This is a genomic window from Desulfobacter sp. (genome assembly GCA_028768525.1).
Classification (GTDB): Bacteria; Desulfobacterota; Desulfobacteria; order Desulfobacterales; family Desulfobacteraceae; genus Desulfobacter.
Window position 1 is genome coordinate 644,149 of sequence record CP054837.1, and the last position, 12,376, is coordinate 656,524.

Below are 12,376 nucleotides of genomic sequence, written 5' to 3' on the forward strand. Positions count from 1 at the left end.
AATGAACACCGACCCAAAAACGACTGATCCCAGGGCCGTTGCCTTTTCCCTGCTTGAATCCGGTCAGAAAAAAACTCTGACCCTGGACAGGGCCCTAGAAAACGCCTCAGCCTCCCTTGGGGCCTTGAGCCGTCAGGACCGTTCCCTGTGCAACGCCATGGTCTTCGGGGTGCTGCGCCACCGGGGCCGACTCGACCACATCATCCGGGCCTGCTCGGATCGCCCCTTTGAGCGTATCGACCATAGGGTGCTGACGCTGCTGCGGCTGGGTATTTTCCAGCTGGTTTACCTGGACCGGGTGCCGGATTTTGCCGCCATCCATGCCACCATGGAACTGGCCAAAAAAAAGGCGGGAAGGAAGGGGGCAGGATTTATCAACGCCGTGCTCCGGAAGGCAGCGGATCAACACAATTCCATCGCCCTGCCGGATAAGAATAAAAAATTCACCGCCTGGCTGGCAGCCAGCTGCAGCATCCCCCCATGGCTGGGGAAACGGTGGGCCGCATTTTACGGCAGAGCCCAGGCGGAACACCTGGGCCGGAACATTCTTGAGATTCCGCCCATCACCCTGAGGACAAACAGCCTGAATACCACCAGGGAGGAACTGATTCAGACCCTCTCCCAGGACGGGGTGGCAACAAAAAAAACACCATACAGCCGGCTGGGCATAGAAATAACCGCCCCGGGCAAGGCGGTAACGGACCTCCCGGGCTTCCCCCAGGGGAGTTTCCAGGTCCAGGACGAAGCCGCCCAGCTGGTCACCACCCTGCTGAATCCCAGGCCCGGTGAAAGGGTTCTGGACGCCTGCGCCGGCCTGGGCACCAAAACCTGCCACATGGGCCAGCTCATGGAAAACCAGGGGGAACTTGTGGCCAACGACCCCGATGCCGGGAAACAGCATGGGCTCAACGCAGAGGCCGGCCGTTTGGGGCTCACCCATATCAAACCGGCCGCCTTTGACCTGACAAAGGCCGGCCTCAAAGATCTGGGCGGCTATTTTGACCGCATACTTGTAGACGCCCCCTGCACGGGGCTTGGCGTGCTGCGCCGGAACCCTGACACCCGGTGGAAACGGACGCAAAACGATATCCAGCGCATGGCAGCCCTCCAGAAAAAGATTCTCAAGGCCGCCGCCAGCCTGGTGACCCCGGGCGGGGTCCTGGTCTATGCGGTCTGCTCCTGCGAGCCCGAAGAAAACGAAGCCGTGATTGACCATTTTCTGGACAAGCGCAAAGACTTTACACCCGACCCGGACGGATTCTGTGAGCGGCTGCCCTGGTTTGCGGATCAAAAGGATAAAAACAATGAAGACAAACCGTTTTATTTCCGCACCTACCCTGAGTTCACCGGCATGGACGGTTTCTTCGCAGCCAGACTGAGACGCAAAACAAAATCATGAAAACCCTGATCAAATACCTGCTGCTCTTTCTCACGGCCTTTGCCCTGGCCGGCGCAGCAGGCTACACCGGGGTCTCCATATTCACCCGCAGCGCCCCGGAGGTCATCTTGCCCGAGCTGGTGGGCAAAAACATTATCCAGGTGCTGGAAACCCTGACCCGATTGGGGCTCAACCCCAAACTCCATACCACCCAGTACCATGAGACCATCCCAAAGTACGGGGTCACCTTCCAGGATCCCAAGGCCGGTGCCACCATCAAAAAAGGCCGGGATGTGGTGATCTACCTGTCCAAGGGGTTTAAGGAAAGCCGGATGCCCGATCTCAGGGAGATGGGCCTGAAAGAGGCCCGCCTGGTGCTTGAGGCGGCCGAACTGCGGCCGGGCCGTCTCCGCTACGTCTATTCGGACCGGACCCCGGCCCAGGGAATTATTTCCCAGTACCCCCTGGCCGACGCTTCGGTGGCGGCGGCCTCCCAATGCGATCTGCTGGTGAGCAGGGGACCACGGCCCAGGTTCACGGCCATGCCGGACCTTGAAAAACTAACGCTGGATGCGGCGGTATCCAGCATTGACGCCCTTTCCATGACGCTTTCACCCATCCGGCCGGTATGGGTTCCCAGCCAGGCCCCGGATCTGGTACTGGAACAGACCCCGGCACCGGGCACCCGGGTCCCCGCCGGTACAGCCGTCACCCTTTCCGTCAACCATTCCGGTGGCCGGGACAGACTGAATCCCGAGGCCATGAAAACCCCGGTGTGGCTGGCATATACCCTGCCCCCTGGATTTTCCAACCGCCATGTCCGCATCACTACGGACCTGTTCGGCGCTCCTGCAGATGCCTTTAATGGATTCATGAAACCGGGGAAAAAGATAAATATCTTGATTCCCGGGGGAATAACAACTAAAATCCGCATTTTTATCGACCGTAACCTGGTCCTGGCCAGGGACATTGATCCCTGGCAACCGCAGTACAATCCAATTACAGACCAACCCTATACAGGAGAACAACTATGACTATCATCGCTCCTTCCATTTTATCCGCCGACTTTACCTGCCTGGGGCAGGAGTTGAAAGCCGTGGAAGATGCCGGTGCAGACTGGATCCACATTGATGTTATGGACGGTCAGTTTGTCCCCAACATCACCTACGGGCCCATCATTGTGGACGCCTGCAAGCGTGTATCGGGACTTGCACTGGATGTCCATCTCATGATCGAGAAACCCGACGCCATGATCCCGGAATTTGCCAAGGCCGGCGCCGACTATATTTCAGTCCATGCCGAGGCCTGCACCCATCTGCACCGCACCCTGCAGCTCATCAGGAGCCTGGGCGTAAAGGCGGGGGTTGCCCTGAACCCGGCCACCCCCCTTTCCAGCATCGAATATATCATCGACCAGCTGGACTTCGCGCTGGTCATGAGCGTCAACCCCGGATTCGGCGGCCAGAAATTCATTGAATCCAGCATTGAAAAAATCAAACAGCTTTCGGATCTGCTCAAGGCCAAAGGCTCAAATGCCATTATCCAGGTGGACGGCGGCATCAGTGAAAAAACCATCAAGGCCGTTTACCAGGCAGGCGCCCGGTCCTTTGTTGCCGGCTCCGCCATTTTCAACACACCGGATTACACCGAAACCATTGCAGCCATGCGCAAGGCCGTATAACCATTTTACACGTTTAGCAAGGCAGACCATGAACAAGCTGATTATCACTGTCCTGGGAAAGGACAGGCCCGGTATTATCGCCCAGGTGACCACAGATCTATTTGATCTGGACTGCAACCTGGAAAACGTCAACCAGATGATTCTCCAGAACCAATTTGCCGGTTTTTTCATTGTTGAGGCACCCGAAGGCCTCTCTCCCGAAAACATCCAGGCGGAATTGTCAAAGCGCAACAACGGCAACGGCCTGACCATCCATGTCCAGCGCCTGGGCAAGGATGCCGCAGGCCCCGGCGACGCCCCGGGCGGGGAAATTTTCCTGATCACCACCATCGGTCCCGACCAGAAAGGCCTGGTGGCCCGGTTCTCCAGCATCATTGCGTCCCATAACGCCAATATCGTCAACCTCAAAGCCGTTTTCAAGGGCGGTTCCGACCCCAATGCCAATGTGATGTCCTACCAGGTTGACGTAACCGGAGATGTGGATACCCAGAAACTCTTTACTGCCCTCAGGGAAAAGGCTGAAGAACTGGCCCTTGACATCCGCATCCAGCACAGAAACATCTTTGACGCCATCAATAAAATCTAAGAGGACACCCCATGTTTGAAGATCATGAAATAATGTCAACCATTGAAATGGTTAAAAACGAAAACCTGGATGTCCGGGCCGTAACACTGGGGATCAACCTCTTTGACTGCATCAGCCATGACCTGTCCGTGTTCAAAAAGAACATCCGCAACAAAATTATCGCACATGCCTCCCAGCTGGTGGAGACCTGCGACCGGGTGGGGGAAAAATACGGCATCGAGGTGGTGAACAAACGGATTTCCATCTCTCCCATCGCCCTGGTGGGCGCCTCTTTTTCCGCCGACCAGATGGTGGAAATCGCCCATGAACTCAACGATATTGCAAAAACCGTCAACATCGATTTCATCGGCGGCTTTTCAGCCCTGGTGGAAAAGGGGATGGCCAAGGGCGACCGGGCACTGATCGAAGCCATTCCCCGGGCGCTGACCGAAACCCAGCATGTCTGCGCCTCGGTAAATGTGGCCACCACCAAGGCCGGCATCAACATGGATGCGGTACTGGAAATGTCCCGGGCCATAAAAAGGGCCGCCGAAATGACAGCGGATGACGACGGGCTGGCCTGCGCCAAGCTCTGTGTATTCTCAAATATTCCCCAGGACATGCCCTTTATGGCCGGTGCCTACCTGGGCGTGGGCCAGGCCGATGCGGTCATCAATGTCGGGGTTTCCGGCCCCGGCGTGGTCAAACGGGCCATAGAACGGCAGATGGAAGGCCAGCGGATGACCCTGGGCCAGATTGCCGAAATCATTAAGCGGACCGCCTGCAAAGTCACCCGGGTGGGCGAACTCATCGGCCGGGAAGTGGCCGACGCCCTGGGTATCAAATTCGGCGTGGTGGACCTTTCCCTGGCCCCCACCCCCACGGTGGGGGACAGCATCGGCGAGATCTTCCAGGCACTGGGGCTTTCCCACATCGGAGTGCCCGGCTCAACCGCCGCCCTGGCCATGCTCAACGACGCCGTGAAAAAGGGCGGTGCCTTTGCCTCCTCCCACGTGGGCGGGCTCTCCGGCGCGTTCATCCCGGTGAGCGAGGACCTGAACATTGCCAATGCCGCCCACAAGGGATTTTTGACGGTGGAAAAACTGGAGGCCATGACCTGTGTCTGCTCCGTGGGGCTGGACATGGTCCCCGTACCCGGGGACATCACCGAACAGACCCTGGCCGGCATCATTGCCGACGAGATGGCCATCGGCATGATCAACGCCAAAACCACGGCCACCCGGATCATTCCTGTTCCCGGTAAAAAAGCCGGAGACAAGGTTCATTTCGGCGGACTGCTCGGAGAAGCCAGGATCATGGATGTTCCCCATTCTGGGCTGGAAGATGATTTCGTCACCTTTGGCGGCCGGATTCCGGCCCCCATCCACAGCCTGAAAAATTAGACCGATGACCATGACCCAGACAGCAAAAGACACCGGGGTGAATTATAAAATCATCCTGGTGCTCACCCTGGTCCATTTCACGGGGGATTTTTATTCCTCCTTCTTTACCCCGCTGCTGCCGGCCTTTGTGGACAAGCTGGGACTCACCCTTGCCCAGGTTGGGCTGATCACCGGTCTGGTAAGATTTCTCTCTTTTATCATCCAGCCCATGGTGGGGTATATGGCGGACCGGTACGAAACCCGCAGCTTTGTGCTGGCGGGGCTGTTTTTGGCCTTTTTCAGCATCCCCTTTTCCGGCATGGCACCGGGATTCTGGATGCTGCTGGCCCTTCTCTGCCTGGGTTCCCTGGGGTCTTCCATGTTCCACCCCTCAACCACGGGCATGGTGAATCTTTATGCCGGCAACCGGGCCGGATTCGCCATGTCCCTGTTCAACACCGGCGGCACCCTGGCCTTTGCCGTGGGGCCGGTGTTCATTACCTGGTATGTGGCATCCTTCGGCCTTGATGCCATGCCCTATACCCTGGTACTGGGTCTGGTATCATTTTTATTCTGCATTAAATACCTGCCCCGGCCGGTGTCGGAAAACATGGCAGGAGAGGGATTCTTCGGCACCCTGAAAAAGACCTTAGGCAAGGTTTACAAAGCGATTTTCCTGATCTGGCTGGTCATGGTGCTGCGGGCCGTGGCCGGTCAGACCTTCATGACCTTCATGCCCATTTACCTGGCAGACCTGGGCCATGACCTGCCTTCGGTCGGCCTGATTTTCGCCCTGTTCATTGCAGCGGGCACCCTCAGCGGGCTGCTGGCCGGATACTCGGCGGACCGGGTGGGATTCCGGCCCATATTTTTCCTTTCTTTTCTGCTCATGCCGCCGACCCTGCTGCTCTACCTGTATTTGCCCGGCCCCTGGGTCTATCTGGGCTCATTTCTGGCAGGATTCACGGTATTGGCCCCCCTGCCCCTGGGAGTGGTCATGGCACAGAAACTCGCTCCCGGCTCCAGGGCCATGGTGGCCAGCCTGATGATGGGGTTTGCCTACGGCCTGGGCGGGGCCATTTCCCCGGCCATAGGGAAACTGGCCGACACCCTGGGACTGGAAACCGTACTCTTGTATTCCGCCTTTATCCCCGTGGTCTGCCTGGGCTTTATTATGAAATTCCCCAAAACGGAATAAACCGGCCATGCCCCGGGTCGTCCTCGTCCAGCCCCCCATCCGGGAGTTTTACCTGACCCGGAAACGGACCATCCCTTACGGCCTGGCCGCCATTGCCGCCGGCCTTAAAAAGGAAGGCTTTGAAACCCGGATCATAGACGGCCTGGCCACGGCCAAATCCAAACCCCGGGACTGGCCCGGGGCGTTCCATTACCTGGCCCCCTTTTACGGGAGGACAGATTCCAGCCCCTTTGCCCTTTTCCACCGGTTCAGCCATTTCGGGTACAGCCACCAGCATATTGCCCGGCTGGTCAGGGACGCCCGGCCCATGGCCGTGGGAATTTCCTCCCTGTTCACCGCCTATGCCGGCCAGGCCCTGGCCGCCGCCGCAGCCATTAAAAGATTTTGCCCGGATGTCCCTGTGATCATGGGAGGCCACCACCCCACCCTTTTCCCCCGGGAGGTTCTCTCGGCGCCCGAAGTGGACTTTATTATCAGGGGAGAAGGAGAGGCGGCCATGGCAGTGCTCTGCCGGGCATTGGAAGAAAACCGCAGGGACCTGGAAAACATTCCCGGCATCGGGTTCAAAAAGAACCGTTCCTTTCATATCAACCCGCCGGCCTGGATAGAGGATCTTGAGACCCTCCCCCTGCCCGCCCGGGAAACCATTGACTGGAAATTCTACCGCAGGAAAAAAAAGGCGGCAATCACCATTGTCGCATCAAGGGGCTGCCCCTTCCCCTGCTCCTATTGCTCAGTCTCCTCGGCCTCCTCCCACGGCAGGTTCCGGCGCCGGAGCGTTGACGCCGTCCTTGAAGAGATCCGTGGCCATGCCAGTGAACAAAAAATCGGTTTCATTGATTTTGAAGATGAAAACCTGACATTGAAAAAAGAATGGATTCTGGCGCTTCTGGCCGGTATCCGGAAAATTTTCAAAGGGGAAGAGGTTGAACTGAGGGCCATGAACGGCCTCTATCCCCCCTCCCTGGATGAAGAGATCATCCATGCCATGAAAATTTCCGGATTTAAAACCCTGAATCTCTCGGTGGGTTCTTTTTCAAAATCCCAGCTTCATAAATTCAACCGGCCAGATGTCAGGGCGGCCCATGACCGGGCCCTGGACCTGGCCCATACCCAGGGGATGGACTGCGTTTCCTATATTATCGGTGCCGCCCCGGGGCAGACCGCCGCCACCTCCCTGGAAGATATTCTCATGCTGGCCCGGCGCCGGACCCTGGCCGGGTTTTCCGTATTCTACCCCGCCCCGGGGAGCCGTGACTACAGCAGATGCCAGGAACAAGGCCTGCTGCCCACAGCCTTTTCCCTGATGCGGTCCACAGCCCTGCCCCTGGACCATACCACCTCGCGGCTTGAGGCTGTCACCCTCCTGCGCCTGACCCGGATGCTCAATTTCATGAAATCCCTGGTGGACACAGAGGGGGAACTTCCCCGGGCAGAACCGGCCCGGACCGAACTGCCTTCAGACCGGCATGATGCCGGCAAAACGCTTATCAAATGGTTTCTAAATGACGGAATTATCAGGGGGGTAGACAGGGAGGGCAGGGCCTATGCCCATACGACTGACAGGCAGCTCACCCGGCAATTTCTGGAAAGAATCAGGACAAGTCCTGTGGCAGGCGTCATCAGAGCGATTTAAACAGATCGGCTCAATGGCCTGTTCAACGCATTTACGCTGTCCTTTGCACCAAATTTTCAGATGGGACGATAGCCGTAAGGGTTCAGGCGGGTGCCAGGGACGGAGCGCAGTGGGTTTCAACAGAGCGCTCTTTTATTTCCCAACTCACCCCCCGCCGGGTACCGGAATCTCTAATATACCCTTCAGCCGCTTCCCTGGAAATGAATATCTTATCAAGATTTCCATTTCCGCAAGCCCCGCATTGCATGGGGTCAAAGCGCATCACCACATATACTTTCATGACTGCCTCCCTTAAGATGCCACCGGCTCTTAAATACGAAATTACATACATTTTATCATACAACACAGACAAAGCAATAGATTTTTACCCCCCATCGAAAAACGGAGCGGCCATCTTTAAATCTGCCAAGAGATCATGAATTTCTGCTTCAAAAAGCCCCCTGTATCCCCTATACTGTTCATAACTGATCCTTATCCATGAAATTGATACGTGAAGATCATGACCCAGATTAAGCACCAAGAAACAGATAAAACTGTTGTATGGCGATCTGACATCATCAGGGAAATAGTTATTGTGGCGGCTGCCACCGGTGTATCGTTTTTTGTATCCGCAAGGTATGACCTTCTTGAAAAAATCGTCAATTTTTCCAATCGTTACGAAGCATATGAAATTGATGAATGGATTTCCGTCGCCATAACCTTAGTCTTTGTCTTTTTGGGCATTCTGATTAATCGCGTCAGAAAGCATACGTGCTTAATATCCACTCTGAAAAAAAGCAATCAAGACCTTGAGTCCGCACTGAATGAGGTGAAAACATTACAGGGATTAATTCCCATCTGCTCAAAATGCAAAAAAATCCGCGATGATAAAGGCTATTGGAACGATCTGGAGTCCTATCTCGAAAAAAACTCCGACGCCTCCTTCAGCCACAGCCTTTGTAAAGAATGTTCGGACGAGCTTTACGGCAACCAGAACTGGTATATAAAAATGAAAAAGAAGAAAGGGATTGATTAACGCACTATCTTTACGGGGTTAATCAAGTCTCCCCCCCGGAGAGGTGCGCTAAAGCCCCGGATGGGGGGGCCGCGCCATTCCATTGCAGTTTTATACCGGTCCCTAATGCCGCCGGGCGCATCCATAAAACGTTAATTGGCCAGGTCCGGTTCCTGTCCCCGCATCTCATGGACATGGGCCCCGATGATCTCCCGGGTCATCTCTGCGATTTTATCAGGTTCCATATCCTTAAACCGCTCATAGGGAATCTCATCCAGAATTTTCACCTTCATCTCATACCGCCCCTGGATGGTAAGGGAATGTTTGGGCAGGGCCGCCCGGGTATGGTTCAGGACAATGGGCTGGATGGGGACGTTTGCCGCCTTTGCCAGGATAAAGGCGCCGGGCTTAAAGGGCCTGAGACGCCCGTTCTTTGACCGGGTGCCCTCGGGGAAAAAGAAAATGGAAACATTCTCTTTAAGCAGTTTTTCGCACTGGGCCATCATGGCGGCGATGCTGGCCTTGTCCCCCCGTTGCAGGCAGATATCACCGTTGAGCCTCATATTCCAGCCGATAAAGGGCAGCCTGAACACCTCGGCCTTGGAGACCCATCGGTAGGGGAAAAGCAGCCGGTAGAGCACCAGGATATCCAATTGGCTCTGGTGGTTGGAGACCAAGACCGCGTTTTTCTTCAAGGAAAGCTTTTCCCGGCCTGTAATCCGCACCACCCAGGCCGGCATGCACCAGATATAGACCGAGGCCCAGAAGGCGCTGAATATGTTGGTGACAATCCGGCGCCGGTCAAAGGGAAGGGTAAAAATCCGGATCACCAGGGCAATGCAGAAAAACAGAGCCGAGGTGATCCCGATAAAGGCAAGATAAACAATTGAAAAAATCCTGTTCAGCATAGTCAAATCAAGCGGTTAAAAAGGACTTCATCCCAATGTGCTAATCAGTCTTAAAGCGTGTAAGGGGTCAGACTCTCGTATCCGTCCTCGGTAACAAGGATGGTCTGTTCAAACTGGGCTGACAGGGAACCGTCATTGGTCACGGCGGTCCAGCGGTCCTCCAGGACGTGGAGTTCCTTTTTGCCCAGATTGATCATGGGTTCTATGGTAAACACCATGCCCGGCACCAGGATCACCCCCTTGCCCGGTTTGCCGAAATGAAGGACCTGGGGCTGTTCGTGGAAATCCAGCCCCACCCCGTGGCCCACAAATTCCCGGACCACTGAGCAGTCCTGGCCCTCGGCATAACTCTGGATGGCATGGCCCACATCTCCCAGGGTGGCACCGGGCTTCACCGCCTCAATGCCCAGGCGCAGGGATTCGGCGGCAACTGCGACAATCTTTTCTGCCTGGGGGGTCGGGGTGCCGGCAAAAAAGGTCTTGTTGGCATCGGCATAATAACCGTTGAGAATGGGGGTGATATCCACATTCACAATATCCCCGTCTTCAATCACCCGTTCCCCTGGAATCCCGTGGCAGATGACCTCATTGATGGAAACACAGACACTTTTGGGAAAGCCCCTGTAGTTGAGGGGGGCGGGAATGGCCCCGGCCTTGACGGTCTCCTCGTGGACAAAGGTGTTGATATCATCGGTTTTAAGCCCCGGTTTGATCATGGCCTCCACCCCGTCCATGATGGAGAGCAGCAGCTCCCCGCACTTGCGGATGCCTTCGATCTGCTCCGGGGTTTTAAGGATGATGTCGTACCGTTTCTTGTACTCGTCTTTGATGGAAACTTCAGCCTTTTTGTTCCGGCAGCAGTTTTTGTATTTTCTCCCGCTGCCGCAGGGACAGGGTTCGTTTCTTCCGATTTTAACAGATTTATTTTTCATCAGGCTTTTCTTTCAACAGCCAGGCCCCACAAGGAATGGGGATAGGCATTTTCAATACGGATTGTAACCAGGTCTCCAATTTTGGCCTGGTCCGAAGGAAAGTGTACAATCTTATTGGACTCGCTTCTGCCGAACATCTGTTTCATATCTGGATAGGATTCCGTAAAGCCCTCCCTGGGTTTGGGGCTCTCCCCCTCCACCAGTACGGGGAGGATTTTTCCCTCCGAGGCCTTATTCTTTTTTTCCGTGTAGATTTCCTGGTGTTCAAGCAGGCGGTTGAGCCGCTCCATTTTCACCTTTTCGTCCACCTGGTCGGGGAACTTGGCCGCGGGTGCCGAAGACCGGTCCGAATAGGCAAAGGCAAAGATGGAGTCAAATTGCACCTCATCCAGCAGGGCCATGGTGTCCATGAAATCTTCATGGGTTTCCGAAGGGAAGCCCACAATGATGTCCGTGGACAATGCGATCTCCGGGCAGGCCGCCTTCAGGTCGGCGATCCTGGACAGGTAGGTCTCCCTTGTATAGCCCCGGTTCATCTTCTTTAAAATCCGGTTGGCACCGGATTGGACGGGCAGATGGAGGTGGTTGCAGACCTTGTCGAGATCTGCCATGGCCCGGATGAGGTCGCCGGAGAGGTCCTTGGGATGGGAGGTGGCAAACCGGATTCTCTGGATCCCCTCCACCCGGCTGACCATTTCCAGCAGTCCCGGGAACTTTACCGCCGCATCCCTGCCCCCGTAGGAGTTGACATTCTGGCCCAGGAGGGTGATCTCCTTTACACCGGCATCTGCAAGGGCGGCCACCTCGTCCACAATGGCCTGGGGATCACGGCTCTTTTCCCTCCCCCGGACATAGGGGACCACGCAATAGGTGCAGAAATTCTCGCATCCCTGCATGATGGTCACGAATTTGGACACCTGGGTTTCATTGATTCCACTGGTGTCGGGCATGGTTTCAAAAATAACATCGGATTCGGCCGTATCCACAATGCGCCGCTGTCCTGCTTCCAGGGATTCCAGATGGGTGCCGAACCGGGCAAAGGCCTGGGTGCCCAGGACAAGGTCCAGATGGGGCAGCCGGCTGAAAGCCTTTTCCCCTTCCTGCTGGGCCACACACCCGGCCATCACCGTGATCAGTTGGGGACGCTTCTTTTTCTCCCGGGCAAACCGCCCCAGAAAGCTGAAGGCCTTTTCCTCGGCCTTGTGGCGAATGGAACAGGTGTTGCAGAGCACCAGGTCCGCCTCATCCATATTTTCTGTTTTATCGTATCCAAAGGCGGTAAGAATACCGGCCAGCTTTTCGCTATCATAGACATTCATCTGGCATCCGATGGTATTGATATATGCCTTTTTCCTTGAATCAGACTGCTTCAAAATAAAAATCCTTCTTCAAATCCTCGACTACCATGAAGGCCGTCTCCTGCCGGTCCGGGGCAATGGTCAGCTTTATATGTCCGCGTTGATCTTCCACCTTCAATGTGGTGACCACGGCAACCCCCTCGTAGGCTTCAAAAATAAACCGGATGAATCCGATTCTGGTTTTATCCACCATATATTCCTTTGCCAGCATATATTTATTTGACAGGTCCTGCATGATATGATCGGGTTTGTCTCTCCTTATAAAAAGCGTAATATACCATCATTGATATTTAATACTCAAACGTTATTTTCAATCAATTGACAGATATATTGAGAGGGGCTAT

Annotated in this window: 13 protein-coding genes; 8 read left to right on the top strand and 5 right to left on the bottom strand. The window is 55.4% G+C overall.

The genetic code is table 11. From position 1 onward, the window contains the following. Nucleotide 1 precedes the first annotated feature (1 nt). Genes rsmB through HUN04_02870 form a run of 7 tightly spaced genes read left to right on the top strand, consistent with a single transcriptional unit; the run spans nt 2 to nt 7,840 of the window. Nucleotides 2–1,399 carry a 16S rRNA (cytosine(967)-C(5))-methyltransferase RsmB gene (gene rsmB / locus HUN04_02840; GenBank protein ID WDP88726.1) on the top strand — a complete coding sequence of 466 codons (1,398 nt, stop codon included), beginning with the start codon at nt 2–4 and terminating at the stop codon, nt 1,397–1,399. Further along, on the top strand, nt 1,396–2,412 hold the full coding sequence (locus HUN04_02845; GenBank protein ID WDP88727.1) for a PASTA domain-containing protein: 1,017 nt from the start codon (nt 1,396–1,398) through the stop codon (nt 2,410–2,412). Before rsmB ends, HUN04_02845 begins: the two co-directional genes overlap by 4 nt. Then, nucleotides 2,409–3,059 carry a ribulose-phosphate 3-epimerase gene (locus HUN04_02850; GenBank protein ID WDP88728.1) on the top strand — a complete coding sequence of 217 codons (651 nt, stop codon included), beginning with the start codon at nt 2,409–2,411 and terminating at the stop codon, nt 3,057–3,059. The genes HUN04_02845 and HUN04_02850 overlap by 4 nt, the downstream gene beginning before the upstream one ends. A gap of 28 nt (nt 3,060–3,087) precedes the next feature. Then, nucleotides 3,088–3,645: an amino acid-binding protein gene (locus tag HUN04_02855; GenBank protein WDP88729.1), complete on the top strand. Its 558-nt coding sequence runs from the start codon at nt 3,088–3,090 to the stop codon at nt 3,643–3,645. A gap of 11 nt (nt 3,646–3,656) precedes the next feature. After that, nucleotides 3,657–5,027, top strand: a complete 1,371-nt coding sequence (locus HUN04_02860; protein WDP88730.1) for a PFL family protein — start codon at nt 3,657–3,659, stop codon at nt 5,025–5,027. A gap of 10 nt (nt 5,028–5,037) precedes the next feature. Further along, on the top strand, nt 5,038–6,204 hold the full coding sequence (locus HUN04_02865; protein ID WDP88731.1) for an MFS transporter: 1,167 nt from the start codon (nt 5,038–5,040) through the stop codon (nt 6,202–6,204). Between the two features lie 7 nt (nt 6,205–6,211). After that, nucleotides 6,212–7,840 carry a B12-binding domain-containing radical SAM protein gene (locus HUN04_02870; GenBank protein ID WDP88732.1) on the top strand — a complete coding sequence of 543 codons (1,629 nt, stop codon included), beginning with the start codon at nt 6,212–6,214 and terminating at the stop codon, nt 7,838–7,840. Between the two features lie 82 nt (nt 7,841–7,922). Here the strand turns inward: HUN04_02870 and HUN04_02875 are convergent, their stop codons facing one another. Then, complete coding sequence (locus tag HUN04_02875) at nt 7,923–8,120, bottom strand: hypothetical protein (protein ID WDP88733.1); 198 nt, start codon at nt 8,118–8,120, stop codon at nt 7,923–7,925. Between the two features lie 219 nt (nt 8,121–8,339). Here HUN04_02875 and HUN04_02880 point away from each other — a divergent pair, with 219 nt between their 5' ends. Then, a complete protein-coding gene (locus HUN04_02880; protein ID WDP88734.1) occupies nt 8,340–8,855 on the top strand; it encodes a hypothetical protein in 516 nt (171 codons plus the stop codon). Between the two features lie 131 nt (nt 8,856–8,986). On the opposite strand, the gene HUN04_02885 is transcribed toward HUN04_02880, so the two are convergent. From HUN04_02885 to HUN04_02900, 4 genes are read right to left on the bottom strand one after another with little or no spacing between them, the layout of a single operon-like run. Next, nucleotides 8,987–9,742, bottom strand: coding sequence for a 1-acyl-sn-glycerol-3-phosphate acyltransferase (locus tag HUN04_02885; GenBank protein WDP88735.1), 756 nt, complete (start codon nt 9,740–9,742; stop codon nt 8,987–8,989). A gap of 50 nt (nt 9,743–9,792) precedes the next feature. Next, the gene (map, locus tag HUN04_02890; protein ID WDP88736.1) at nt 9,793–10,674 is read right to left on the bottom strand and encodes a type I methionyl aminopeptidase; all 882 of its coding nucleotides are present in this window, start codon (nt 10,672–10,674) and stop codon (nt 9,793–9,795) included. Then, nucleotides 10,674–11,993, bottom strand: a complete 1,320-nt coding sequence (gene miaB, locus HUN04_02895; protein WDP93141.1) for a tRNA (N6-isopentenyl adenosine(37)-C2)-methylthiotransferase MiaB — start codon at nt 11,991–11,993, stop codon at nt 10,674–10,676. Before miaB ends, map begins: the two co-directional genes overlap by 1 nt. Nucleotides 11,994–12,033: 40 nt before the next feature. Beyond that, complete coding sequence (locus HUN04_02900; GenBank protein ID WDP88737.1) at nt 12,034–12,243, bottom strand: DUF4911 domain-containing protein; 210 nt, start codon at nt 12,241–12,243, stop codon at nt 12,034–12,036. Nucleotides 12,244–12,376 lie beyond the last annotated feature (133 nt).